Annotated in this window: 26 protein-coding genes and 1 pseudogene; 4 read left to right on the forward strand and 23 right to left on the reverse strand. The window is 68.5% G+C overall.

All coding sequences use genetic code 11. The features are described 5' to 3' along the window. Nucleotides 1-30: 30 nt before the first annotated feature. From ACN27J_RS03175 to ACN27J_RS03270, 20 genes are all read right to left on the reverse strand, one after another. Nucleotides 31-1,236 (reverse strand): tyrosine-type recombinase/integrase, encoded by a 1,206-nt coding sequence (locus ACN27J_RS03175; RefSeq protein ID WP_421363342.1) that lies wholly within the window; start codon nucleotides 1,234-1,236, stop codon nucleotides 31-33. Beyond that, a complete protein-coding gene (locus tag ACN27J_RS03180; protein WP_421363344.1) occupies nucleotides 1,233-1,442 on the reverse strand; it encodes a helix-turn-helix transcriptional regulator in 210 nt (69 codons plus the stop codon). Before ACN27J_RS03180 ends, ACN27J_RS03175 begins: the two co-directional genes overlap by 4 nt. A 122-nt stretch (nucleotides 1,443-1,564) precedes the next feature. Further along, nucleotides 1,565-2,245, reverse strand: coding sequence for a DUF3631 domain-containing protein (locus ACN27J_RS03185; protein ID WP_421372089.1), 681 nt, complete (start codon nucleotides 2,243-2,245; stop codon nucleotides 1,565-1,567). Between the two features lie 576 nt (nucleotides 2,246-2,821). Next, the gene (locus ACN27J_RS03190; RefSeq protein ID WP_421363345.1) at nucleotides 2,822-3,697 is read right to left on the reverse strand and encodes a bifunctional DNA primase/polymerase; all 876 of its coding nucleotides are present in this window, start codon (nucleotides 3,695-3,697) and stop codon (nucleotides 2,822-2,824) included. Between the two features lie 134 nt (nucleotides 3,698-3,831). Beyond that, on the reverse strand, nucleotides 3,832-5,619 hold the full coding sequence (locus ACN27J_RS03195; protein ID WP_421363347.1) for a DNA polymerase: 1,788 nt from the start codon (nucleotides 5,617-5,619) through the stop codon (nucleotides 3,832-3,834). Then, entirely contained in the window at nucleotides 5,616-5,894 is a 279-nt protein-coding gene (locus ACN27J_RS03200; protein WP_421363349.1) for a hypothetical protein, read from the reverse strand. Before ACN27J_RS03200 ends, ACN27J_RS03195 begins: the two co-directional genes overlap by 4 nt. Before the next feature lie 87 nt (nucleotides 5,895-5,981). Beyond that, complete coding sequence (locus ACN27J_RS03205; protein ID WP_421363351.1) at nucleotides 5,982-6,458, reverse strand: single-stranded DNA-binding protein; 477 nt, start codon at nucleotides 6,456-6,458, stop codon at nucleotides 5,982-5,984. A 113-nt stretch (nucleotides 6,459-6,571) separates the two neighbouring features. After that, a complete protein-coding gene (locus ACN27J_RS03210) occupies nucleotides 6,572-8,080 on the reverse strand; it encodes a DNA cytosine methyltransferase (protein ID WP_421363353.1) in 1,509 nt (502 codons plus the stop codon). Nucleotides 8,081-8,083: 3 nt separating this feature from the next. Then, nucleotides 8,084-8,419: a DUF4326 domain-containing protein gene (locus ACN27J_RS03215; RefSeq protein ID WP_421363355.1), complete on the reverse strand. Its 336-nt coding sequence runs from the start codon at nucleotides 8,417-8,419 to the stop codon at nucleotides 8,084-8,086. 203 nt (nucleotides 8,420-8,622) lie between these two features. After that, nucleotides 8,623-8,844, reverse strand: a complete 222-nt coding sequence (locus ACN27J_RS03220; RefSeq protein WP_421363357.1) for a hypothetical protein — start codon at nucleotides 8,842-8,844, stop codon at nucleotides 8,623-8,625. Between the two features lie 149 nt (nucleotides 8,845-8,993). Beyond that, a complete protein-coding gene (locus ACN27J_RS03225; RefSeq protein ID WP_421363360.1) occupies nucleotides 8,994-10,886 on the reverse strand; it encodes an FtsK/SpoIIIE domain-containing protein in 1,893 nt (630 codons plus the stop codon). A gap of 17 nt (nucleotides 10,887-10,903) precedes the next feature. After that, nucleotides 10,904-11,272 carry a hypothetical protein gene (locus ACN27J_RS03230; protein ID WP_421363363.1) on the reverse strand — a complete coding sequence of 123 codons (369 nt, stop codon included), beginning with the start codon at nucleotides 11,270-11,272 and terminating at the stop codon, nucleotides 10,904-10,906. 75 nt (nucleotides 11,273-11,347) lie between these two features. Then, nucleotides 11,348-11,527 carry a hypothetical protein gene (locus ACN27J_RS03235; protein ID WP_421363366.1) on the reverse strand — a complete coding sequence of 60 codons (180 nt, stop codon included), beginning with the start codon at nucleotides 11,525-11,527 and terminating at the stop codon, nucleotides 11,348-11,350. A 78-nt stretch (nucleotides 11,528-11,605) separates the two neighbouring features. Then, nucleotides 11,606-12,076 carry a DUF3307 domain-containing protein gene (locus ACN27J_RS03240; RefSeq protein ID WP_421363369.1) on the reverse strand — a complete coding sequence of 157 codons (471 nt, stop codon included), beginning with the start codon at nucleotides 12,074-12,076 and terminating at the stop codon, nucleotides 11,606-11,608. Between the two features lie 214 nt (nucleotides 12,077-12,290). Next, nucleotides 12,291-12,494: a hypothetical protein gene (locus tag ACN27J_RS03245; RefSeq protein WP_421363371.1), complete on the reverse strand. Its 204-nt coding sequence runs from the start codon at nucleotides 12,492-12,494 to the stop codon at nucleotides 12,291-12,293. Then, a complete protein-coding gene (locus tag ACN27J_RS03250) occupies nucleotides 12,494-13,351 on the reverse strand; it encodes a DUF2637 domain-containing protein (RefSeq protein WP_421363373.1) in 858 nt (285 codons plus the stop codon). Before ACN27J_RS03250 ends, ACN27J_RS03245 begins: the two co-directional genes overlap by 1 nt. Before the next feature lie 70 nt (nucleotides 13,352-13,421). Continuing rightward, nucleotides 13,422-13,766, reverse strand: a complete 345-nt coding sequence (locus ACN27J_RS03255; protein WP_421363376.1) for a hypothetical protein — start codon at nucleotides 13,764-13,766, stop codon at nucleotides 13,422-13,424. Nucleotides 13,767-13,782: 16 nt separating this feature from the next. Beyond that, nucleotides 13,783-13,968, reverse strand: a complete 186-nt coding sequence (locus tag ACN27J_RS03260) for a hypothetical protein (protein ID WP_421363378.1) — start codon at nucleotides 13,966-13,968, stop codon at nucleotides 13,783-13,785. Further along, entirely contained in the window at nucleotides 13,961-14,140 is a 180-nt protein-coding gene (locus ACN27J_RS03265; RefSeq protein ID WP_421363381.1) for a hypothetical protein, read from the reverse strand. Before ACN27J_RS03265 ends, ACN27J_RS03260 begins: the two co-directional genes overlap by 8 nt. Nucleotides 14,141-14,262: 122 nt before the next feature. Continuing rightward, nucleotides 14,263-14,505: a DUF6284 family protein gene (locus ACN27J_RS03270; RefSeq protein WP_421363384.1), complete on the reverse strand. Its 243-nt coding sequence runs from the start codon at nucleotides 14,503-14,505 to the stop codon at nucleotides 14,263-14,265. A 493-nt stretch (nucleotides 14,506-14,998) separates the two neighbouring features. Here ACN27J_RS03270 and ACN27J_RS03275 point away from each other — a divergent pair, with 493 nt between their 5' ends. Together ACN27J_RS03275 and ACN27J_RS03280 are read left to right on the forward strand one after the other, a co-directional pair. Next, a complete protein-coding gene (locus ACN27J_RS03275; protein WP_421363387.1) occupies nucleotides 14,999-15,817 on the forward strand; it encodes a GntR family transcriptional regulator in 819 nt (272 codons plus the stop codon). Beyond that, a pseudogene (locus ACN27J_RS03280) lies at nucleotides 15,814-16,521 on the forward strand (PP2C family protein-serine/threonine phosphatase); the annotation flags it as partial. The gene ACN27J_RS03275 and the pseudogene ACN27J_RS03280, both read left to right, overlap by 4 nt. A gap of 207 nt (nucleotides 16,522-16,728) precedes the next feature. On the opposite strand, the gene ACN27J_RS03285 reads toward ACN27J_RS03280, so the two are convergent. Continuing rightward, nucleotides 16,729-17,382 carry a hypothetical protein gene (locus tag ACN27J_RS03285; RefSeq protein ID WP_421363390.1) on the reverse strand — a complete coding sequence of 218 codons (654 nt, stop codon included), beginning with the start codon at nucleotides 17,380-17,382 and terminating at the stop codon, nucleotides 16,729-16,731. Nucleotides 17,383-17,860: 478 nt separating this feature from the next. Then, nucleotides 17,861-18,058: an integrase gene (locus ACN27J_RS03290; protein WP_421363392.1), complete on the reverse strand. Its 198-nt coding sequence runs from the start codon at nucleotides 18,056-18,058 to the stop codon at nucleotides 17,861-17,863. Nucleotides 18,059-18,503: 445 nt separating this feature from the next. Here ACN27J_RS03290 and ACN27J_RS03295 point away from each other — a divergent pair, with 445 nt between their 5' ends. After that, nucleotides 18,504-19,148 (forward strand): aldehyde dehydrogenase family protein, encoded by a 645-nt coding sequence (locus ACN27J_RS03295; RefSeq protein WP_421372090.1) that lies wholly within the window; start codon nucleotides 18,504-18,506, stop codon nucleotides 19,146-19,148. A gap of 43 nt (nucleotides 19,149-19,191) precedes the next feature. Here the strand turns inward: ACN27J_RS03295 and ACN27J_RS03300 are convergent, their stop codons facing one another. Next, the gene (locus ACN27J_RS03300; RefSeq protein WP_421363395.1) at nucleotides 19,192-21,888 is read right to left on the reverse strand and encodes an AAA family ATPase; all 2,697 of its coding nucleotides are present in this window, start codon (nucleotides 21,886-21,888) and stop codon (nucleotides 19,192-19,194) included. Between the two features lie 218 nt (nucleotides 21,889-22,106). Between ACN27J_RS03300 and ACN27J_RS03305 the strand changes: the two genes are divergently transcribed. Further along, complete coding sequence (locus ACN27J_RS03305) at nucleotides 22,107-22,706, forward strand: hypothetical protein (RefSeq protein ID WP_421363398.1); 600 nt, start codon at nucleotides 22,107-22,109, stop codon at nucleotides 22,704-22,706. Nucleotides 22,707-22,761: the final 55 nt, after the last annotated feature.

The raw sequence follows: 22,761 nt of genomic DNA on the forward strand, positions 1-22,761 counted from the left end.
CGCATTGTGCTCCGGTAGGAGATTGCTGATCTAGACCGCGCGTAGCTGGGGACCGCCTGGGGACCGACGGGCCTTCAGATGCGCGCTGAGTGCCGTTCCGGCATCGGCGATGGTCTGCCGGTCGGGGTGTAGGTACCGCTGCGTGGTGGTCAGCGATCCGTGCCCGGCGATCTTTCGGAGCACGTGCACCGGAACCCCGGCGTCAGCCATCCAGGTGAGCCCGGTATGCCGTAGATCGTGCCGTCGTAGATGCTCGTAGCCGAGCTTGGTAACCACCTCATCCCAGTGGGTTGCGTCTCGAAGTACGGCGGTGCTGATCCGTCCGCCGCGTGGACCGGTGAACAGCCGGGAATCGGGCTTGCTCGCGGCGTCCAGGCGGTGGGCCACGATTGGCCGTACTTCCTCGATCAGTGGCACCGTGCGGGCGCGTTTGCCCTTGGTGCCCTTGTCGATCAGGCCACCGGGGCCGGGCGTGGTCTGCCGTCGCACCGTCCACATCCACGTTGTCCGGTCGATGTCCTCGGCGCGTACGCCGGCCACCTCGCCGATCCGGGCAGCGGTGCACGCGGCGAATATCACTACGTCAGCCCATCCCGGGTAGTTGCCGGCGGACCGGTGGACCAGGGCGGCGGCAAGCTCCGTCAGGGCTTCCCAGTCGGGTAGTGCGAGGGAGCGCGGGTCGTCGAGTTCGTCTTCGGCGCGGCGGTACTCGCGTTGCCAGCCGGTCACCTGTGCGGGATTGCGGGTGATGATGCCGTCCCTGACGGCTTGCTCCATGACGCGGACAAGAATGGCGACCGAGTTCTTCACCGTGGATCGGCTGTAGCCGTCCGAGATCCATCCGTGCACGGCCCGGTCGACCACGCCGTTGCTGACCATCCGAACTGGAATGTGTCCGAGAGTCGGCACGACGCGTCTACGCCAACCGGCTAGGTACGGATCGAGCGTCTTGCTTTCCAAGCCACGCAGTGCCAGCCGCATCACAGCCTCGCCGTACTCGGCGAGGCTCTTCGTCGCGGCCAGCGGGTCAACACCGCCGCGCGCCGCGCTAACCAACGCATCGATCCAGGCTTGTGCCTCCTCCGGCAGCGCGTGAGATTCCGACTTTGACAGGCGGCGTTTGGTCGTCGGGTCTGTCCACCGGACGCGCGCACGGTACGGGCGATCGCGGCCGGGCCGGTGCTCGACGTCGGATGCGAGCCGTACGCCGATCGGTGGTTGGTGTGTCGCCATCATGCTGCCTTCGGATAGACGCGGCGCGACGACAGCCAATCGGCAACGTCTTCCGTCGCGTACTTCACTACTCGGTCGGATATCTGAATGAACGGCGGTCCCTGGTGAGGAACGGCGGTGCGCCATCGCCGGATGGTCGACGGGTCAACGTCGAGCAGCGTGGCAAGCTCCTCAGTCGACATCAGCGGCTTCGTAGGGAGCGTGATCACTTCGCCTCCTTCGGGCAGCATCGAGGCAGATGACGGGATGGGGCGGGTGGGGTATCCGTACCATCCGTACCAAGCTTGTTTTGGCTGGTCAGGGGTGATACGGATTGATGTGTGGTACGGATTCATGCGTACCGGGGGTGTGTCGTTGGTACGGGTTGATCCGTACCGGTGGGGTGATCCGTACCGGGGATGACCTGCGGGGATGAGGTTGGTACGGGTGGTACGGATACCCCGGTGGACGGGGTTTCGGGTTCGGGGCAGTAGCGCTGCCAGGCGTCGGTGAAGGCGTCGCGGGTGTAGCCCTTGGCTTGGCCGACGGGGAAGCGGATCGTGTCGGATCGGATGTCGAATTCTCGTAGGAGGTCGCCGAGTTTCTTGCCGGTGAGTCCGTTGGGTCCGCTGTCGGCCCAGGGCGCTTCGGGGTCGCTGTTGAGTGCGGTGAGAAGGTCGGCTGTGGGTGCGGCGGGTGGGTTGCCGAGGGTGGTGAAGGCGGTGCGGATGTCGGTGAGGAGTCGGATCCGGTGGGAGACGTTGCCGGCGTCGTTGGCTTCGGCGGTGAGTGTGGTGACGGCGTGGCGGGCGCGTGCCGGCCATGTGCCGGCGGCGAGATCGGCGACGGCGATGAGGGGTTCCCAGGTGTCGGCGGCTCTGTCTTCTACGGGCATGGCGGGTTCGGCGGCTTCGAGCGTTGTCAGGTGGGCGTGAAGCCATGCGGTTAGCCGTTGGGCGATGGTGCGCAGGGCGGGGCCGTCGCGGCGGTGGCGGTAGGGTGCGACCTTTTCGCCGAGTGCGCGGCGGCGCATGCGGATGACGATGGCGCGGTCTTCGATGGTGTCGGGCATGGCGCCGATGCCGGCCAGTGCCGCCATCGCGAAGGTGGGGATCTTCTCCAGGCGTTGCGTGGCGGCGTCCCAGCGGATGGCGGGGCGGTTGCGTTGGTGGCCGGCGTTCAGTAGGCCGCGTAGGTCCTCGTTGGCGTCGGCGTTCTTTCCGCCGAACAGGGTGTCTGCTTCGTCGACGAGTAGGGTCGGCGGCTGGCCGGTTCCGATGGCCCGGTACACGGCGGCGGGTGAGGCGTTCACCGTGATCAGTGGGTCGTGGCAGGTGCCTTCCACGATGTCGAGCAGTCGGGATTTGCCGCACCGTTTCTCGGGTGCGCGGATGACGAGTCGGGGGGCGTGTGCCCAGGCGGCTTGTGCGTGGGTGGCGGCGATCCACAGGGTGACGGCATCGACTGATTCGGAGTTGGGCAGCATGACGTATCGGCTGATCGCGGCGTGTACGGCGTCGAGTATCGCCGCTCCGTCTGGCGGCGGGGAGGCGTCTATCTGGGGCGTGGGTCGCGTCATGCGAGGTGTTCCTTTCGATCGGCGGGGTGGCTAGGTGGTGACTCCTTCGGCTCGGAATCCGCCTTCTATCGCGGCGTGGATGTCCCGCTCGGTTTGACCGGCGTTGCGGCCGGCGGTGGTGAGGGTGGTCCGTGCGGCGTCGTCGCTGATGGCTCCGGCGGCGACCATGCGGGCGGCACCTCGCGCGGAGCCGTAGAGGGTGGTGCGGCGGCGGCCTTCGGGGGCGGTTTCGACTGCGTTGACGAGTGCGGCCAGGAGCGCGGCGGGGGATGAGATGCCCCCCGCGCTGCGCGCGGTGCCGCTGGTGGCCATCTGGTCGGGCTGGCGGGGCCTGGTGGGTGCGGTGGGAGCGGGTGCGCCGGTGGCCGCGCGCAGCGCGGGGTGCATCTCAACGGCCGGCCCCCGGCGGACCCACACGTACGGTCGTCCGGTCTCGGGATGCCGCGATGGTGGGGCGACGACGTAGCCGCGATCGGCCTTGATGTCGACGCCTGGCCGGCCTGGCAGCGGCCGGGACGGCACCATGCCACCGGGATGGCGGTAGAACAGGTGCCAGCCGCCTCCACCGGTACGGACGGCGGCGGTGGGCGGCATCAGATCGGGGTCGAGTCGTCCGCCGTTGCGCGGGTCGATGTCAACCACGACCAGGTCGGCGGTCGCGCCGGTGCGGATGGCGAGCAGCCCACCCGGATGTGCGGCGAGCATGGCTCGTAGCCGGTCGGGGTCGCGGGTGGCGGCGTAGAAGCCGTGACAGGTCAGGCAGGCGCATCCGGCGGGGTCGTGGTCAGGGTCCGCCGTGCGGCAGGCGGGGCAGTTGGCCAGCGGCCGGCGGGTGCGGCCCAGGATGAACACGGGCCAGCCGCGCGCGGTGTAGTCGAGCGCGGCGGTGAGTCGGGTGTCGGGCATGCGGGTACGCCCCCTTGTCGATGGGGTGTCGGTTCGGGGTGGCGGTGGTGATGTCGTGCGGGATTCGGCCCGGCCGCCGCCGCGTAGCGGCGTAGCGGTGAGTCGCCGCTTCGCGGCGGCCTATCAGGGGCGGGTCACGGGGTTGTGCCCCAGCGGGTGCCGATGATGTCGGCGTCGGCGGTGATGGGCACGCCTCGGAAGGTGGTGGTCATGGCCTGGTTGAGTGCCTGAGCGGCCTCGGTGGCGGCGTCGGCGGGGACGTGGAGCACGATTTCGTCGTGGATGAGTGCCCACAGGGTGTGGTGCCATCCGCCGGTACTGAGCCGGTAGAGGGCTTCGACGAGCAGGTCTCTGGCGGTGGATTGGATGGCGTAGTTGGAGTTGGCGTAGGAGCGGTCGGCGTTGGCGGGGATGCGTCGTCGGGCGGCGTTGCGCACGATGGTGCGTCCGGCCATGGCGGTGCCGAACGCGGTGATGCCGGGGTATGCCTTGCGGAAGCGGGTGACGGCCTGGCGGGCGCTGTCGATGGGCAGGCCGGCTTGCCGGGCGAGGCCGGGCGCGCCGCCGCCGAAGGCGGTGCCGAAGTTGAGCGCTTTGGCGATCTGTCGTTGGTCTTTGGTGAAGGTGTCGCCGAACAGCATGCGGGCGGTGTTGCTGTGGATGTCCTGTCCGTCGCGGAAGACGCGGACCATCTCCCGGTCGGCGGACAGGGCGGCGGCTACGCGAAGTTCGACGTTGGTGAAGTCGCAGCCGACCAGGACGTGACCGGGGTCGGCGACGAAGCAGCCGCGTAGCCGGGGGTCGTTCTTTTTGAACGTCTGCATGGCGGGGTACTTCACGGACATGCGTCCGGTGTGGGCGGCGAGGGTCTTGTAGTCGGGGTGGACCCGGCCGGTCGGGTCGGCGTAGCGGGGGATCTTCCGCAGGTTGGTCACGAGGTTCGACGTGGCGGCCACGTCGCGGCACAGCCGCAGCATGGTGGCGACCTCACCGGTCGGGTAGCGGTCGATCAGGTCGGGTAGGGCGTCTTTGGCCAGTGACGGCCGGCCGTTGTCGGTGTGGGCGGTGAAGGTGACGCCTCGGGTGGTGAGCCAGTCGACCCGGCGGGGACTCGCGGCCGGCAACCCGGTCAACGCCTCCAGCCGTGTACGGGCGGTCTGGTGGTCGCGTTCGACGTCGGCGGCGAGGGTGGTCGTCCAGTCGGTGTCGAGTCGGATGCCCCGGATGGTCAGCGCGGTGGTTTGCGCGGCCAGCCACATTTCCGCCTTGGGTAGATATCCGAGGTCCGCGACGAGGGGGATCAGGATGTCGAGAAGCCGGCGGACGTAGATGGCGTCCAGCCCGGCGTAGACGACGTACGGTGCTGCGTCGGCGGGGACGTGGGTCCAGCCGTGGTCGACGACGGCCCGTCGGGTCCGCGTACCGGGTGGTGCGATCGCGGCGAACAAGGCGTGGAGGTCGTCCTCTGCCTGTTTCAGGCCGTCGTCGATCCACCGGGCGGTGAGGGTCTTCAGCCCGTGATCGGCGGTCTCTCCGGGGTCGATGAGGCAGGCCAACAGGTGGGTGTCGACGACCCGCTGGCCGAGCGCGATGCCGAACGCCGACCACACGGCAAGGGTGTCGAAGTTGGTGTGGGTGACGAATCGGCACCGGGGGTCTGCCAGCAGTGCGGCGGCCATGCGCCGCTGTCGCGGGTCGGCGATGTCGAGCACCATCGCCTCATCGGCGGTGGCTATCTGCACGAGGCGGACGCGGAACGAGGGGTGGAAGAACCGGGGTCCGTCGTCGTCGACCGGGGTGGTCTCGACGTCGAGCCCGAACAGGGTCGCGGACCGGGCGAAGCGTTCGAAGGTGTCCGGGTCGGGGTCGGCCACGACCTGTACCGGCTGGCCAGTGACGTGCCGGTGGTAGACGGGCGTCATGCTGTCGCCTCCGTGGGGAAGCAGACCGGGCAGGCCAGCACGAACCCGGCCGGCGCTCGGTAGACGTGTAGGTGTCCGCAGCGGACACAGGCCGGCGGTGGTGTCGGTGTCAGCAGGTCGGCGAACCAGCCGAACCCGTCACCTGTGGTGGCGTCGTCGACCGGTCGGGTGTCGCGCAGGAGGGCGGGCAACCCGCGCGCCCGGCCGCTGTCGGTGTGGGTGTCGGGTATGTCGAACAGCGTGGTCGGGTCGGCCAGCAGGGCGCGAGCAGCCATGAAGCCTCCTTCGTGGCAGGGACGGACGCAGCCCGGGGTGTGACCCGCCGGTCAGTCGGCGGGTCACACTCCGGGGCCGCTTGCTGGTCAGAACGGGGGTTCGACCTCGCTTGCGCCGACACCGACCGGCACCCGCTGGTTGGTCGGTCCGGCAACCGCCCACGGGTCGTTCGGTGCCATCGCCGCCGGCCCGCTGGTGCGGGTCATCTTCTTCACGGTCGCGGTGGCGAACCGCAGCGACGGGCCGATGTCCTCGACGTCGAGCCCGTACGCCGACCGCTTGTCGCCGTCGGGGGTTTCCCAGCGGGACTGCCGCAGACGTCCGGTCACCACGACCCGAGCGCCCTTGGTCAGGGACTCGGCGACGTGGTCGGCCAGCTCACGCCACGCGGTGCAGGTCATGAACAGCGGCTCTCCGTCCCGGTACTGGCTGGTCTCCCGGTCGAAGATCCGGGGTGTCGACGCCACGGTGAACCGGCACATCGACGCACCCGAGGGGGTGACGCGCAGTTCCGGGTCGGCGGTCAGGTTGCCCACGATGGTCAGGGCGGTGTCGTTGGCCACGACAGGGCTCCAATCTGGAGGAAACGGGTTGGATGGCGGGCACGACAGGGGCCGGGCAGGGTCGGCAAACGTGACGCGGACCGTGCCCGGCCGGGCGGTGGGGAGGGCAGGTTTCAGACAGCAGGAAGGGCGATCTGGTCGCCGGTGATGGCCTCGACCAGGGCGGCGATGAGGTCGCGGGCGGCGGGTGGGGTGACGGCGTTGCCGAGTTGCCGGACGCGTTCGCGTTTGTTGCCGAGGACCTGGTAGCCGGCGTCGAAGGCCATGGCGGCCTGGATCTCGTGGGGTTCGAGCATCCGGAAGGTGCAGTCGTCGACGGTGATGTCAGCGCTGACGAGGGCGTTGCGGTCGACGGTGGTGATGGTGCCGGCGGGCTGGTTCACGGGTCGGGCCGCGCCGTTGCTGTAGTAGGGCACCAACAGGTGATCGAAGCGGATCAGAGACTGCACCGACGACGCGGTCTGGGTGCGTAGCGGCTCGGTGGTGGGGGTGGACATCTGGCCCTGGTCGCCGCGTGCGGTCATGTTCCGCATGACGAGGGCGTGATGGTTGCCGGCGGCGGTGACGGTGTCCAGCGGCGCAACGGCGGCGGGTTTGGCGGTGTTGTTGGCCCGCATCGGCACGACCAGGGCTTCGGCGTCTCCGGCGGCGCCGACCATGGCGTGGTTCGACCCGTCGGCGACGATGGTCGCCAGCGGCTGGTCGACGGCGACGGTCCGGGGCCGGTCGGAGCGCAACAGGGTGAGGAACGGCGGTGTCGCGTACCGTTTCAGGCCGGCTTCGATGCGGGCGACGGTCTTCGCCGCGAGGGGCCGGGTCCGGTCGCCGATGCGTTCGCCGGCCAGTGTCCAGTCGATCGCGGCGGCTGCTGGCAGCACCCCGGGGTGGACTTCGGCATGGCAGCGGGGGGTCGGGCAGCGGTAGACGTACTGCTGCCGGTAGCAGCCCCACGGCGAGTCGGGGCGTTTCCACGCCTGCACCGCGCGGACGGTGCGGTCACAGTGGGGACACCACGCCTGGGGGCGGGTCCACCGGTCAAGGTCGGGGCAGCGGTCACCGTCGTTGTGTCCGAGGCCGTACCAGCGGTTGCGGGACTGGGGTGCGCCTTCGCCCATGGCCTGGGCGAACATCGAGTTGAGGTAGACAAAGTGCAGGCAGTAGCCGGCGTGCCGTAGCGCGGTGGCCCAGGCGTCGTAGTACATCCACTGTCGGACGTCAACGACGTTCTCGACGACGAACGCCCGGTACGGTCGGCCCCGGAGTTTCATCGCCTCGACGAACCGGCAGACGTCCCACATGGTCGCCCGTGACCGTTCGGCGGCGTCGTCGGGCAGTGTCTGGTCGAACAGGTCGGGTTGCCGGTCGGCGCGGCGTGCGCCTCTGGCCTGGGAGTGGTTGGTGCACTCCGGGGAGGCCCACAGGATGTCGGTGGCCGGGTAGCGGCGCGGGTCGGTCTGTGAGATGTCGGCGCAGTCGTGGTCGGCGTCGGGATGGTTGGTGTTGTGGGTGTCGACGGCGAGTCGCCAGTGGTTGGCGGCCATCCGGACACGCACGCCGGGCACCTGGACCGCGCCGGAGCTGGAGCCACCGGCACCGCAGAACAGGTCGGTGATCGTCAGCATCGGTCAGCCCTTCGTCGTCGTGGTCCTCGGGTCGGCCTGGTCGGCAGGGTTCGTGTTGGCGAGAGTGAGAAGGACGTCGGCGTGACACGGTGCGCCGAGCGGGCACCAGCACGCCAGATCACGGCCGGCCAGCACTGCCCGCGCGGCGGCGATGAGGTCGGGTCGGGTGGTGATCCAGAGTCGGTAGCGGTTGACCGCTTTGACCCGGCCGGCGGGGTCGGTCGGATCGGCGGTGTACGGGTTGCCCCATCGGGTTGGCCTGCCGACGTAGACCGTCCCGGTGGGCATTCGCCATCCGGCTGTTCTACGGCGTTGGATTCGCCGGGCCGGTGCGGTCATGGTGTCTTGACGGGTTGGTGGTAGAAGGCGTTGGTACAGGTTCCGGACATGGTGGCGGTGTCGCGCCATTGGGCGGCGACGGTGTGGCGGGTGATGCGGGTGTCGCAGTGGCGGCATGTCGACGTTTGCGGTGGGGTGTCCGGCTGGGTCATCAGACGGAGGCCTTCCGGTCGGGTCGAACGTGGCGTGTCGGGTCTGGTGGGTTACAGCGCCCACCAGATCAGCACCCCGCCGACGGTGAGGATGGCGGCGGTGAGGAGGAGCCAGCCGGCGGCGCGGCCGGTGAGACGCAGCGCTTCGCTGGCCCATGTGGAGGTCCACCACAGCGCCCATGCGGCGCGTTCCCATCGGCGGGCGGCTTCCCAGGCCGCGAGTGCGCCGACCAGGATGCCGACACCGAACCCCAGTAGGTGGTCACGATTCATGTGTCACTCTCTGTCATGACTGGTGGTGTGTGCACGGTGCGCACATCAGGTGTGCACATGTCGTGCACACGCCCCTCTGTAAGGGACTTTCGGGCCGGTGTGCGCACGGTACGCATCGAGCACACACCAGCCCTGTCAGTTACTGTCTGTCACACTGGTTCGGGGACTCGGATGCGCCATACGCCCCGGTCGGTCTTCACCAACAGTTGGTTGACGCCGGGTTCGCTGAGCCGGTCCAGCTCCTTGCGGAGCCAGCTCGACCCCTTGCCGGTGGCGGTGATGACGTCGGTCAGGTCGGCCGGCCGAATCCGCTCCATCCCGGCCTCGGCGGCGTCGGTGAGGTACTGCCGCAGGAAGTCACGGGCTTCCTGGGTGCCCATCGGCGGTTCCCGCAGTGCTCCGAACGGGATCCGGGGCAGGCCGGCCGGGACGGTGATGGGCTGTGCCGGATCGACCTGGTCCGGCGGGGCGTCGACGTCGTAAGCGCCGTTGCGTTCGGCCGGCTGCTCGTCGGCCTGGTCGTCGTCGTGCACGGGCTTCTCCTCACGGGCAGGGGCGGGGGTGCCGCCGGGCAGGAACGGCGTGACGGCGGCGGTACGGGTGTCCTCACCGGCGAAGTAGGCCCGGCACGGCATCGACCAGCGTTCGGCTTCGACGTCGGGGATCTCGGCGTACAGATAGCCGGGCCGGGTGTTGCCCCACGACCAGGGCGCGGCCCCGGCGTCGATGGTGGCCTCGGACAGGGCGGCTTCGGCGTCCTCGGGCCGTTTGACGCCGAAGCAGAACACCGCGCCGATGTTGGACCGGGCGCTGGTCGGGAACCGGTCGAACGTGGCCCGCTGCAACCCGAGGACGATGCTGATACCGGCGGACCGGGCCGACTCGGTCAGGTCGACGATGACGGAGTCCATCGCCCCGGCCGCTTCGTCGATGATCGTGACCCGGTACGGCGGGCACTTCGCACAGCCGGCGGTCCACTGCTTGTGCCCGTGACCGCCGATCTGCCCGGCCCGTCGGGCGATGTCCCCGACCATGTCGGCCATCAGGTCGGTGACCTCCGTCGGGGTGCTGGCCAGCCGGACCGCTCCGGTGCGTACCCAGTCGGGTAGCTGCGCACCCTTCCGGGGGTCGGCCATGTGCAACTCGGCGTCCCGCCGTGACAGCGTCTCAGCGGCCAGCATGAGCAGAAACTCGGTCTTGCCGGCCCCGGACGTTCCGACGACCAGCACGTGAGTCGACACCCGTTCGGCGTCGTGGTCACCGGTCAGGTGCAGCAGCAGCGGGTCACCGTCCTCGGTCACCCCGAGGTCGATCGGGTCGGCCATGCTGCCACCCGGGGCGGTCAGACCCGGCCAAGGCTTGATCGTGCGGAGCTGGTCGACCGGTACGGCGGTGATTCGCCCCCGCTTCACGCTGTCGGGGTTGGGCACCACTCGGACAGCGTTCGGGCCGACGTCCAACACGCTGGCGATGGTGTCCCGCTCGTTGGCCAGTTCCTTCATGGTCCCGCCGTCGGCCAGCTCGACATCGACGCTGGCCCGTGCCCCGTCGACACGAGGCCGGCTGATCCGGGCGTCCTTCAGACTCTTGACGGCATCGAACAGGCCACCGCCGGCCGGTTCGATGTCTTCGCCCCGGGCGGCGGCGAGCAGCCGCAGCGACGCCATCGCCACCGACGCGGTGACCCCGCCGATCAGCCACATGTCCAACCATGGGCGTTCCCACGGCCCGGCCAGCACACTGCCCAATGCCCAGAACGACGCCCCGCCGGTGACGAGGGTCGACGTCCAGCGGCGGACGACGCCCCGGGCGGCGGCGGCGCGCCAGACCAGCCCGGTCAACGCGGCCCCGGCGACGGTGATACCGGCCGCCGGCCAACCGGGCTGATCGGCCCAGAGTAGGTGCCCGCCGCCGGACCCGGCCCACAGGCCGACCGCGCCAGCGGGGGTGACCAGGTACGGCCACAGCGGCAGCTTCACCGTGTGCACGGTGGCACCGTCCGCGTTGTTGATGCGCGCGTTGCGCGGGAGTCGGGTCTTCACGACGGGCACCCCTTCTCTCAGGCCTTGAACTTGAACTCGGGTCGCGGCTTCGCGGCGAAGCCGGCGGCGTCCAGCTCCGGCGCGTACGCCGCAAGGAACGAGTTGCTGGCGGTGATCACGTACTGCGACGCGATGACCAGCGCCTCGCCGGCCTGCTGCACCGGCCGGGCCACCTTCCGTGCCCTGGCCCTGGCCGACAGACCGCCCATCGGGTTGAGCGACGCCCGCCGCAACCGGGCCTCCAACTCGCTGGCGCAGATGCCCAGCTCGAGCGCCCCGGCGTGCAGCACACCCCGAGTGATCTCACACCACTCGATGAGGGCGTGGGAGTCGGTGAGCGCGTCAGGCGCGGCAAACAACGTCCGACGCTGCTGCTGTTCGGTCATGCTGGTGTCTCCTCTGTTGGGGATGGCGGGCCGGGACCGTGCCGGGTTCCGGCCCGCGCTGGTCAGTCCTGCCGGTCAGCGGCGGCGGGTTTCCGCGCGCCGCAGGTAGTACATGGAGTTGGGCCACGCGATGCGTTCCCGCCAGTAGCGGACAGCGCCTCGACGGCCGTGGTAGCGGGCGGCGTTACTGAACACCGGCATCGGCAGAGCAACGCTGCGCCACAGCAGATACAGCAGGTAGTCGACGACGGTCATGGTTCTGTCCTCCATCTCCGGCGGTCTGCCGGTCCCCTTGCCGACCCGACCACCGGGGCCGGGTCGGCAAGGGGACCGTCAGACGGCGATGACCAGGGCGGACAGGAACAGGAACCCGACATGCCACGACTGGTCGAGCGCGTACGCGCCGGTCCCAAGGGAGGGGTTGTCGTCGTGGTCGGGGCGGGGTGCGCCGAGGCGGTAGAAGTCACCGGACCCGCACCACTCGGCGATGCGCCGCAGTGGGGTGCGCCGGTCGGCGATGTAGTGGCTGATGCCGTTGATGGCGGTACCGGTCAGCAGCGCCACGGGGTCGGGCTGCCACCCGGTCGCGGCGGTCAGCAGCGCCAGCGCGGTCACTCCGGTCAGCAGGTAGGTGCTGACATGCGCGGCACACGCGAGGTGGCCCCGCCAGCCGGGCTGGTTTTTGGTGTCGGCCTGATACTGGGTTTGCACCCAGTGGTCGGCGACCTGGTGTGCGGTGTAGAGGGCGACGTAGACGGCGGCGACCAGGGCCAGCCGGCCGGCGGTGTCAGTGTTTGAGAACATGGGGATTCCTCCCGAGAGGTCTTCGGGCTGATCGGGGTTGGGGCCGGCGGCACAGCACTGGTTTGCAGGCCGTTGGGCTGTGCCGCCGGGCGTCATCAGGTGCAGGCGGGGGTGCCGTCGTCGGCGTGGACCGGCGCGGGCCGGTCACCCCACGGACGGCCACCGACCGGCGGCGGGGCCGGTTGGGTCGGCCGGCCACAGCCGGGACACGAAGTCATCGAGTGGCCTCCGTACCGGTCGGCTGGTCGAGAAGCGCCGGACCCGCCTCGGTGGTGTCTTCCCACCACAGTTCGTCGAAGGTGGTGGGAAGGCCGGCGTAGTCGTCGGAGTAGCAGTGACACTCCTGCCCGGCGGTGCGACAGTCGCAGGTCACCGCCCGACCCCAGTGGCTATCCCCGACCGGATCAGGTACGAGCATCACCGCTGTCCTTTCCGGTCGCCGGGGCGGTTGCGGCTGGTGACCATGAGGGCGGCGGACGCCATGACCATGAGTCCGTCGACCGCGAGGGGGCCGATGGCGACGGTCATCGGGTCTTCCCCGAAGTGGGCCAGCAGTCCGGACAGGTGCCGGTAGGACACGACGGCGGCGACCAGGGCGACCGGGAGCACGCCGACGACGCGGGCGAGGAACCACCAGAAGCCGTCGCCCCAGGCGATGCGGGTCAGGATCTCGACCGCGACGAACAGTGCGATCGGCCAGAACACGCTGATCGCGATGGCGAGCGGCGACGGGGACCAGTCGACCGGGGCGGTCCAGCCGTCCGGCGCGCCGGGCGGCGGTTTCGGTAGGTAGGTGTGGGCGACGTTCGCCGCGATCGACACCACCCCGCCGAGGGCGACGCCGACGTACGCCCACACTCGGCCGGGGGCCGGCCGGCGGCGGCGCGGTGCAGCGCCGTCGGGGGTAGTCGCCACGGTGGGGGTGATCTCTGGAACTGGTTCTGCGGCAACCGTGGGCAGCGGCGACGACGGCGGCAGGGTATCTGTGGCGGGAACCGGCGGCACCGGGGTGATGCCGACAGTGGGCGTGGTGTCCGGAACCGGGTCCGGCCCATCGCTGGTGGTGTCGACGGCCGGTGCCGGCGGGTCGGTGGAGGGCGGGGCGAAGTCGGCGCGGAGGCTGTCCAGGATCGCGCCGGCCTTGCGGTGGCCGACGCGTAGTTCGGTCTTGATGCGGTTCTGGGAGGGCAGTGTGCCGAGTCGGGCGGTCAGGTCCCGGGCGGCCGGCATCAGGTCGGCCACGGCGGGCGGGTAGACACTCGGTGGCGCGGTCATTGGATGTTCCTCCTCACCGGCGTGAGTTGCCAGTGGGTGACGGTGTAGCGGATCTGTTCCGGGGTGGTCATCAGGTGGCCTCGGTGAGAGCGGTCAGCTGGTCGGTGGTGTCGACGTCGAGCGCCGCGAGGTCGGGGTACTCGACCGCGCGGGCGAAGACCTCCCAGCCGTGCCATGTCGGCCAGGCCGACAGCGACTGATAGCGCCGTCCGTCGTCGGCTGTCCGACCGTTGTGATGGTGGGTCAGCAGGTCGGGGGTGTCCAGGCCAGCGGCGGTCAGCCATTCGCGCAGCTCGGCGAACGTGTCGAAGTAGACGGATAGCCGTCCGTCTCCGATGTCCTCGATTCCGACCGGCGCGGCAAACAGCAGCAGATCGGCCATCACCGCCCGGCGGGACTTACGTGTCGTCGTCATGAAGAGTCCACCCCTGTCAGTCGTCGAGTTCGGCCCAGCGGCGCGACTGCTCGTCGTTGGCGTTGCGCCATGCCTGCCGGTAGCTGCGCGACGTCTGTTCGCAGCGCCGGATCTTGTCGGCCAGCTCCGGCTGACCCCACCGGTCAGCGTCAGCGGCCATCGCCTCACGGGTCTTGCGGCGTTCCCACTCCCGGTCAGCCATCGCCGGCCACCTTCGTCCGGCGCTCGATCCGGTCAGCGGCCCGCTGACCAGGGCTGTCGGCGGACAGGCGGGCTTCCCGGGTCGCGGTCACCGCGATCGACGGGCAGCAGCCGCACCGGCCAGTGTTGTCGCAGGTGCACGCGTCGCGGTTGTAACGGGTACGGTTGAACATTCCAGCGGACCTCCAAGTCCGTGGTCGAACCAGGGGCGCAACCACGGTTTTCCAGGCCAAGCGGTTGCGCCCCTGGGGCATGTATGAGGGCCGTCCCCGGTGTCGGGAACGGGGCAGAGCCATCACGCGGCCAGCCACATGGGCACCACCGAGGTGACACCCAGAACGGCTGCCACACGCATCACTCGCGACTCGGCACGCCGCAACCGGCGGCGGTCCAACACGGACGGACCGCCATCAGCGGCCAGCCCGGCGATCTCGGCGTCCAGCAAGTCAAGCTCAGCCGCGATCAGCGCCCACTCGGTTTCGATCGCGGACAGGTCAGCCGAAGACGGGCCAGCAAGGTCGGACAGGTCGGAGGACATGAAGGGTCGACATTCCTCTCAAGGTCAGCGACGTGCCCGGCGGCAGGTCACACCCGAACAGCCACGGCACGTCGACTCGTCGGGAGCCACCGGCGAAAGCGCTCCGCAGCGGCCACAGGTGCGCCACACAGCGGACTTCCGAAACGAAACACGAACAGATGACGCGATTGACGTCATGCGGCTCACCTCGCGGTCAGGTAGGCAGGTTGGGAATCCCGGGGACACCGGGTGTGGGGAGATCGAAACCAGGCGAGATGCCTGGTCACGCGGGCACCTTTGGCCCCGCGCATGGTCGCCTTACCAGCGGAGGCGACGGCCATCTGTAATTGTCAATGAGCCACTGGTCTCGGTGGATGCGGGCGCGCGGCACCGCTAGGTGCCGCCTTCCCTGCAGGGCCGCCGACCGGGATTGTCTTGGGACAATCGCTGCGGATAGTCTGGGGACAATCACGTCACGTTGTCAAGAGTTGTCTTGGGACAATCTCGTAGGAGGGTGTTGACCTTGCCCGTACACTCACGCTATCTGGACATAGCGGGCAAAATTCGCGAACGGATCGAAGCTGGTGAGTGGGAACCCGGTGCCCGGCTGCCCCGCCTAGACGACTTCGCGGTGGAGTACGGAGCCAACCGCGACACGGTGGGGCGGGCGATCGCAGCCCTGGAGACGGAGGGCTATGTGTGGGCGGTGCAGGGCCGAGGCATCGCGGTGCGCCACGGCACTATGCGACCCCGGCGACCACGCGGGGACCTCGTCAAGCGCAACGAGCAATCCACCGGATACTCGTTCCCATCCGCGAGCAGTCAGGAGGTCTGGATTCGTCACGGCGAGGCTATAAACGAACCGGCCCGATTGGATAACCCGCGACTGGCCAAACTTCTCGGGGTTGAACCGGGGTCGCGGGTGTTGCGTCGATTCCGAGTGACGGGACCTGCGTCGGAGGCACCGTTTCAGATCAACACATCCTGGATTCATCCACGGGTGGCAGATATTGTATCTGATGTCGACGCAAACCCGGCCGCTGGTGAATGGCTTTATCGCATTGAGAAGGCCGGCCATTGGCCGATCCAATGGATGGAGATCCATCGTGCTCGAATGCCTCGGAAGGATGAGGCCGGGCTTTTGGAGATTCCGACCAGCCTGCCTGTATTGGAGATTGTCCGTGTTGGGACATCGGGATCTGACGGCAAGCCGGTCGAAGTCACAGAGTATGTTGTAGCGAGCGATCGGGTAGAGACTGTGCATGTGCTTCGTCGGGACGCTGGTGCACAGGTTCCTTGGCCGGACGAATCTGACAGTGAGGTGCGTGCATGACGGGTGCGACTGTTACATGCCGGGCGGCCGGTCGGACGCACGTCGGATACGTCCGGTCACGCAACGAGGATTCCTTTTATGTCGGTGACTGGCTCTACGCCGTAGCCGATGGTCTCGGTGGTCATGTAGCGGGCGACTTGGCTAGCGCAACCGTAATGGAGGCGCTCTCGTCGTACGACCTTCCGATTGAACCGGCAAAGCTGTCTGACGCTGCCGGAAAAGCCGTCGACGCTGCTGGTCTGGCGGTGCAGCGAGCGGTGCGGAACGCGCCCGAGGCTGCGGGGATGGGTACCACTCTGGTCGCGTTGCTCCATTCTGGGGGCAACGCGGTACTGGTTAACCTTGGCGACTCGCGAGCGTATTTGTTACGAGGCTCCGGCTTGCGGCGCAAACTTATCCGAGTGACCGAGGACCACGTCTATAGCAATTTGGTGTCAGGTGCTCACTTGGTCCCGATGCTTCCGGAGCGAATTACTCGCTTCATTGATGGCCGCGCTGAAGGGCGATCGGCTGACCTTACGGCCATCAACTTGGAGTTGGGTGACCGCATTTTGCTGTGCTCAGACGGACTTAGCTCCTACGTTCCTCATGAGTTGATAGACGAAGCCCTGAGTTCGTCTGTCCCCACGGAGGTTGTCGCGGATGACCTGGTCGCACTTGCCCTCGACAACGGGGGTCACGACAACGTGACGGTGGTAGTTGTCGATGTCGTTGCCCCTGGGGCGAGCGAGGAAGAGTGGGGAGCGAGGGCCGTTGGTGGGGCGGTGCGGGACCGTTTCATGTGCACCGCCCCAGCCCGCTCGCAAGTCACGGACCGTGACCGGAGCCTGCCGGACAGGGGTAGCGGACCTCGAAGCGTCTGAGGGCTTATACCTATGGGTAAACGGCGGACGGAGCGACTCGGATCAGTTTCACGTCAATGCGATGGTCAGGACGGTTCCGACCGCGAAGGAGACGATGCCGAGAATAATGCCGGCCCATTGGAGTCGCAAATTCTTCTTATCGCGTCGTTCTTGCGTCTTTCTGAGGAGTTCTTCTCGCTGCTTTAGTTCGTCTGCGAGTTCAGTGAGGGCGGTAGTTCCGCCATTGGCGTCCGAGTTTTTCAGTGCGATCGCAATGTTCTTGATCCGAGCACTCCAGGGGGCCGGAACATGTGCAAACGGGTCCTGATCGTCCAATCTTGCTACCAGGTCGGCGAGCGCATTGCGTTGGTCATCACCCATGTTTACTCGGTAAAGTTTCTGAAATACCTTCAAGCCGTTTGCATCCATGCATTCAACGATGTACCACAGGTCGCCAGTGAAGCTTCGGGGATTCTCATCCATAGACTGCATAATGGCTGAGTATGACTCGTGATGCCGCTTAAGTTGTGCTAGCACCTGATTGGGTTCGGCATTGCGAAGAACATTTTCCACTGCACGGAAGAACTGCCTATGTAAGCTCCTGACTTTGATCCATCTGTTGTAGCGCTTAAGAAAAATGATAGCGATTGTCCAGTATGCGACCGAAAAAGCAATCAAGAGCGTCATTATTAGTGGGTCCAAAAACATGCTCGGCCAGCTCATGAGTCTTCTCCTTTGCGCTTCAGCCCTGCTGCGGCCGCCAACTGCGACTCATTCTCCTTAGAGTCGTGCCCCGTACCATATACGGCGGTCTCGAAGCAGGGAAGTCGTCATCGCCGACGCAGGCCAGGTCGGTTCGATGCCCGGCGGTTTCACCGGCGTCCACACTTTCTCAAGACCGCGTGCTGCGGTCACCGGGGGTGTCAGCGACCGGGGGACCAGGCAGGGACCACACGGGGCGCGCGATGATGATCGTCGTACCGTCGATGACACGGTCTGATCTTGCGGATGGCGTGTGTGACGTGCGTGGACGTGTGACGAAGCGTCCTGGGGGTCAAGGGGTCGTCGGTTCGAATCCGGCCGTCCCGACAGAGAAAAAGCCCTGACCAGCGGGAACGCTGGTCAGGGCTTTGACTTTCTTCTATGAAGTTTTGAACCGCCCCCCGAAATCCCCGTTTACCGGGTGCGGCATTCAAGTTTGTCATCGGTGTGCATCGTTGGGCCCTGGGGATGTGTGCTGCCGGTTCGGGTTGGCGGCGAGGCGTTCCAGGACGTCGGAGACGTCTGGGGCTTGGACGCTTTTGGCGATGTAGTAGGTGGTGGTGACCTCTTCGCTGAAGTGGCCAAGCTGTGCGGCGGCGCTCTTGGTGTCGGCTTCCTCCTTGATGAGGGTGGCCACGGTCTAGCGGAGGTGTGTGGGGTGACCCATTCGAGGTCGGTGTCGGCGCGGGCTTGACGCCATTGGCGGCGGACGTTGTTGGGGAGAGCCAGGTGCCGCGCCGGGAGGCAAAGATCGCGTCGTGGGGGTTGTCTGCGGCGGTGATTTTGCGGGCCATCAGCATGCCGAAGGCGAACCGGGGGAGGACTAGCATGCGGTAGCCGACGTCGCTTTTGGTCCAGGGGTGCCGGAGGATGCCTTGGCCTTTGACGTGGACCAGGGTGCCGCAGATGGTCAGGGTGGGGCGGGCGGCGGCTAGGTTCAGGTCTTCCCAGCGCAGGGCGAGGATCTCACCGATGCGGGCGCCGGTGGCGAGTATGAGGTCGACGACGTCGGCCAGGTCGCCGGTGTGCCGTGGTCCGGGTTCGGCGGGAGCCGGTTGCTGCCAGCTGCGGACGGCGTGGAGATGCTCGCCGGTGAGGGCGACGATGGTGCGGCGGGGTTTACGGAGCCGGCCGGTGTCGCGTACGGGGTTGCTGGGGAAGGCGCTGTGTCGGACGGCGAGGGCGAACATCTGGCCGAGGACGACCTCCATGTCCTTGGCTGCGCAGGGATGGTCCTTGGCGATCTCGCGGAGCAACCGGTCGAGACGCCCGACGCTGGCCTCTCGGATCCGCAGGTTGACGAACATCGGGGAGAATGCCAGCACGGTCGCCAGCGCGATCTTGGGGAAGTTCTGGGAAGCGATGATGTACGGCGAGAATCGTGCGTGCAGGTAACCCCGGATGCGGTTGGCCAACCGGGACGCAGCCGGCGACTCCATTACGTCGAAGGAGCGTGGCCGGGGCAGGTCGAGCACCTTCAAACTGGTACCGGCCTGCTGGAAGCCGACGACCGAGGTGTCGGCAACGACGACCCGATCGCCCGGCAGAAGATCTTCGGCCCGGTCGCAGTGGCCGAGCGGCTGCGCGCCGGCCGGGTGAGCGTGAACGACGGGGTGGTCACCGACGTACGGTTGCCGTTCGGCGGCTTCGGCCGCTCCGGCATCGGTCGGGAGTTCGGCTTCGAAGGGGTGCTGGAGTACACGGAGGTCCAGACGCTGCAGTGGTAGCGGGCCGGCCTGGCCACCGCCGCCTTGTCTGCGCGGATTCGGGTCAGAGCTGGTCGCGCCTGCCCTGCCCCAGCACGTCGGCAAGTTCGGCTCGGCAGTGAACGCCGAGCTTGGCGAAGATCCGGTTAAGGTGGTTCTCCACCGTGCGTATCGACAGGGCAAGCTGCTCGGCGACCGCCTGGTTGGAGAGCTCTCGCGCCACCAGCGCGGCGATCTCCCGCTCCCGTCTGGTCAGGTGCGGGCGGTCGCCGACCGTGGCCAGGAGCGGGGTGCGCGCCTGGTCGCACCGGCTGGCTGCCACCGCTGCCCGGGCCTTCGCGCGGGCGGCGGCGTCCGCCTCGCCACGGCGGACGCCGGTGCCCGTCCGGCCGGCTGCCCGGCGGCGAGCCACCGCCGCTGCGGCGGTCGCCTCGGCGGCGTAGAGGTGGCATCCCAGCTCGGCCATGATCGCGGCGACTCGTTCCAGGTCCGCCGCGCTGGGCGCGGCCAATGCCCGGACCAGGTCCGCCAACGCCGCGCCCAGCCCCCAACGCGCCGGTATCGGTTCCGCCAGCAGCAGCTGGGCCGCAGTCGTGGGTTCCCCCATCCGGGCTAGATCGCTGGCGAGCAGCACCGCTGGGAGCAGGCCGCCCCGGTGGTTCCAGCGCCGGGCACTTGCGGCCAGCAGCGCGTGAGCGGCCCCGGGTTCGCCCCGCTGCCACCACCGCCAGGCACGCGCCCGGTCCACCTCGAACCGGAACAGCTCGATTTGCGCGAGGGCCGGCCAGATTTCGCCGAGCCGGCCCTCGAACCGGTCGGCCGCCGCCTCATCCCCCTGATACGTGGCGGCGAGCAGCCCAGCGGCCAGGCACCGCCCCTCATGGTGGCGTACCCCGTACTCGCGCAGCACCGGAAGCGCTTCAGCCACATAGCGCCGGGCGGTACCGAGCGCGCCGGCAGTGATCTCGGCAAGGGCAAGGCTGGTCAACGCGGAAGCGTGGGCGACCCGGTCGCCAAGGGCGTAGGTGCGGGCCAACACCTCGTGGCCGGTCTCCCGGGCCTGAGTGATCATCCCGTCGTACGCCCACACGTCGACCGGCAGCGCGCCGGAGGCGTACTCGGCCGGATACATGGCGCACCTGCTCACCGGCGGGGCGACCACGCGGGCCAGTGCCGTTCGTAGCTGGTCGAGCTGGCCGGAGAGCAGGAGCGCCACCCCTTGGACAGCGGCGACCCGCACCGTCAACTCGGGTGAGTCGGCAAGATCCACGTCGGCCACCAGTCTGGCGGCGTGGCGGGGCCGGCCGGCGCAGGCCAGCAGGTTGGCCCGATCCACCCGCAGGGTCACCTGTGACACCGGGTCGGCCAGCGCCGCCGTGTCCTGACGCAGGCGCCACAACGCGTCCGCGACCGATCCGTGGCACCAGCCGAGAAACCACGACCGGGCGGTCGCCACGTCCCGGCGGGCGTGGTCGTCACCGGCGTGCGCTGCCACGTCCTCCAGTGCAGTCAGGGCTGCGCCGGTGCGCCCCTGCTCGATGAGCACTCGACAACGCAGCAGCCCGGCGTCGAGGTCGGCGGTCGACTCCCAGGCCGCCTGGGCCAGCCGCTCCCGCAAACGCGGGTCGGCGGGCTGGTCGGCGACCTCCCGCACGGCAGCGGCGATCAGCGCCGAGTCCGCCGGGCCGCCCCCGTCGACCCGCCACACGGCCCACGGCAGCAGGTCGCTCCACCGGCGCACGCCGTACGTTTCGAGGGCGTCGGCGAGCCGGCGGTACCACCGCAGACGGGTGGTGGTGGGGATCCTGCCGCGCAGGATCTCCCCATACAGTGGGTGGGCCAGCTGCGCCTCCCATCGGCGGCCGTCGGCTCGGACAGTGATCAGGCCACGTTGCTCAAGGGCTTCCACCACGTCACCGCCGAGCACGTCGTGCAGCAGCCGGACGCCGACCGGCTCAGCCAGGGCCAGCACCTCGAGCGCGGTACGCCCGGCGGAGTCGAGCCCAGCCAGCCGGCACCGGACAAGATCGTCGAGCCGGCCAGCCGCCGCAGGCACCTCGCGTAGCTGCCACAGCTCGTTGTCGCGGGTCAGCGCATCGCTGTCGTGAGCGGCCAGCACCAGCTCACGCAGGTAGAGCGGGTTACCCGCGGTGGCCCGCCGCAACTGGTCCAGCGTTCCGCGGGCCACCGGGCCACCCAACCAGCCGACCAGGACCTGTTCGAGGTCCGCCGCGTCGAGCGGGTCAACGTCCATCCTGGCTGCCCGGTCGGATCGCCACAGGGCACCAATGGTTTCCGGCACCTCGGCCCCGGTGGGCAGCGTGGCCAGCAGCGCCAGCGATCCGGCCCGGACCGCCTGGTGCAGCGCCACCGACGACACGCTGTCAAGCTGGTGCACATCGTCGACGAACAGGACGGTCCGACCGGACTCGGCGAGCGAGTTCAGCGCGGTGACGACACTGGCCAGCAAACCCGCCGGCCCGCCGGCGGCTATCGGGGGCAGGGCCGGGACGATGCCGGCGAGGGCGGCCAGCGGGATGTCCCGCCCGGCTGCCACCGCATACCCGCGCAGGCAGCGCCAGCCACGGCTGGCCAACACCCGCAGTGCCTCCTCAGCCAGGCGCGTCTTGCCGACACCCGGTGGCCCGGTCACGATCGCCGCGCCCGGGTATCCGGTGATCGTATCGATCAGTCGAGCCAGCTGTGCCTCGCGGCCGACGAACGGCGCCGCCCGGTCGATCACCGCCGCTGCGTCCGTCATTCGCGATCCCTCCACCGGCTACCTCCCACAGTAGACCCTACCCGCACGTCTGATGAGCCAGGGTCGCCGGTAGGCGCGGACGTGAGTACCGCGTCCGGCCGAAGTTGAGTGCCCACTACTCACGAATGTCGACGATGCACAGCCGTACGGTTTTGATCACCAACGCGAAGATCACCGCGGATCTTCACCCATAGTGGCCACAGTTCAAGGAGAGTCGCATGGCACACAGAGCCAGCCAGGGCCGTGTCCGCCGCAGGAGCACCTGGGCAAGCCGGATCGGCACCGTCGTCGCCCTGGCGCTGGTAGGCGTGGTCGGGGCGGTCGCGCCCGCCCAGGCCGCAGTGACCACTCACTATGTCAGCTGGGAGGCCGGCGAGCCAGCGTGGCAGTACATCAACTGGGGTCACTGGGTGGGCCGCACGAACCAGGCGTCGGCGGTCCGCAGCGGAAGCTGGGGTGTACTGATGCAGGAGAACAGCATGAGCGCTGACTCCCCGGGTGAGGCTCGGCGTACCTTCACGTACAGCTCGACGGCGCAGACGTGCGGCTCAACGGTCTACGTCCGCAACCTGTCGCCGACCAGCCAGCGAGTGCGGATCGGGGCCGCACGTGCCAGCACCGGCACCAGCCTCGGCTCGGTGTCCCGGACCCTCCCCGCGAACAGCGGATGGACTTCGGTCTCCCTTTATTTCACGGCGAACACCAACGCAGTTGAAATCAGCCTGTACGCCTACCCGTTTACCTCCACCGGGCTCCTTGACCCCTACTGGGCCCAGATCGCCTGGGACGACTTCACCATGATCTGCATCCGCCCCTGATTCCGCCCGGGACGGTCGCCGATTGAGCGTGATGTCGCAGAGTCATGCCGATGGC

Origin of the sequence: Solwaraspora sp. WMMB762 (genome assembly GCF_049179115.1) — a bacterium.
Classification (GTDB): Bacteria; Actinomycetota; Actinomycetes; order Mycobacteriales; family Micromonosporaceae; genus Micromonospora_E.

Bases quoted from the DNA above. Each gene is read 5' to 3' on its own strand.
- ACN27J_RS03175 (WP_421363342.1), bottom strand. From the start codon at position 1,236: ATGATGGCGACACACCAACCACCGATCGGCGTACGGCTCGCATCCGAC.
- ACN27J_RS03185 (WP_421372089.1), bottom strand. From the start codon at position 2,245: ATGCGCCGCCGCGCACTCGGCGAAAAGGTCGCACCCTACCGCCACCGC.
- ACN27J_RS03190 (WP_421363345.1), bottom strand. From the start codon at position 3,697: ATGCCCGACACCCGACTCACCGCCGCGCTCGACTACACCGCGCGCGGC.
- ACN27J_RS03195 (WP_421363347.1), bottom strand. From the start codon at position 5,619: ATGACGCCCGTCTACCACCGGCACGTCACTGGCCAGCCGGTACAGGTC.
- ACN27J_RS03200 (WP_421363349.1), bottom strand. From the start codon at position 5,894: ATGGCTGCTCGCGCCCTGCTGGCCGACCCGACCACGCTGTTCGACATA.
- ACN27J_RS03210 (WP_421363353.1), bottom strand. From the start codon at position 8,080: ATGCTGACGATCACCGACCTGTTCTGCGGTGCCGGTGGCTCCAGCTCC.
- ACN27J_RS03215 (WP_421363355.1), bottom strand. From the start codon at position 8,419: ATGACCGCACCGGCCCGGCGAATCCAACGCCGTAGAACAGCCGGATGG.
- ACN27J_RS03220 (WP_421363357.1), bottom strand. From the start codon at position 8,844: ATGAATCGTGACCACCTACTGGGGTTCGGTGTCGGCATCCTGGTCGGC.
- ACN27J_RS03230 (WP_421363363.1), bottom strand. From the start codon at position 11,272: ATGACCGAACAGCAGCAGCGTCGGACGTTGTTTGCCGCGCCTGACGCG.
- ACN27J_RS03235 (WP_421363366.1), bottom strand. From the start codon at position 11,527: ATGACCGTCGTCGACTACCTGCTGTATCTGCTGTGGCGCAGCGTTGCT.
- ACN27J_RS03240 (WP_421363369.1), bottom strand. From the start codon at position 12,076: ATGTTCTCAAACACTGACACCGCCGGCCGGCTGGCCCTGGTCGCCGCC.
- ACN27J_RS03245 (WP_421363371.1), bottom strand. From the start codon at position 12,494: ATGCTCGTACCTGATCCGGTCGGGGATAGCCACTGGGGTCGGGCGGTG.
- ACN27J_RS03250 (WP_421363373.1), bottom strand. From the start codon at position 13,351: ATGACCGCGCCACCGAGTGTCTACCCGCCCGCCGTGGCCGACCTGATG.
- ACN27J_RS03255 (WP_421363376.1), bottom strand. From the start codon at position 13,766: ATGACGACGACACGTAAGTCCCGCCGGGCGGTGATGGCCGATCTGCTG.
- ACN27J_RS03260 (WP_421363378.1), bottom strand. From the start codon at position 13,968: ATGGCTGACCGGGAGTGGGAACGCCGCAAGACCCGTGAGGCGATGGCC.
- ACN27J_RS03265 (WP_421363381.1), bottom strand. From the start codon at position 14,140: ATGTTCAACCGTACCCGTTACAACCGCGACGCGTGCACCTGCGACAAC.
- ACN27J_RS03270 (WP_421363384.1), bottom strand. From the start codon at position 14,505: ATGTCCTCCGACCTGTCCGACCTTGCTGGCCCGTCTTCGGCTGACCTG.
- ACN27J_RS03285 (WP_421363390.1), bottom strand. From the start codon at position 17,382: ATGAGCTGGCCGAGCATGTTTTTGGACCCACTAATAATGACGCTCTTG.
- ACN27J_RS03295 (WP_421372090.1), top strand. From the start codon at position 18,504: ATGCTCGCCGGTGAGGGCGACGATGGTGCGGCGGGGTTTACGGAGCCG.
- ACN27J_RS03300 (WP_421363395.1), bottom strand. From the start codon at position 21,888: ATGACGGACGCAGCGGCGGTGATCGACCGGGCGGCGCCGTTCGTCGGC.
- ACN27J_RS03305 (WP_421363398.1), top strand. From the start codon at position 22,107: ATGGCACACAGAGCCAGCCAGGGCCGTGTCCGCCGCAGGAGCACCTGG.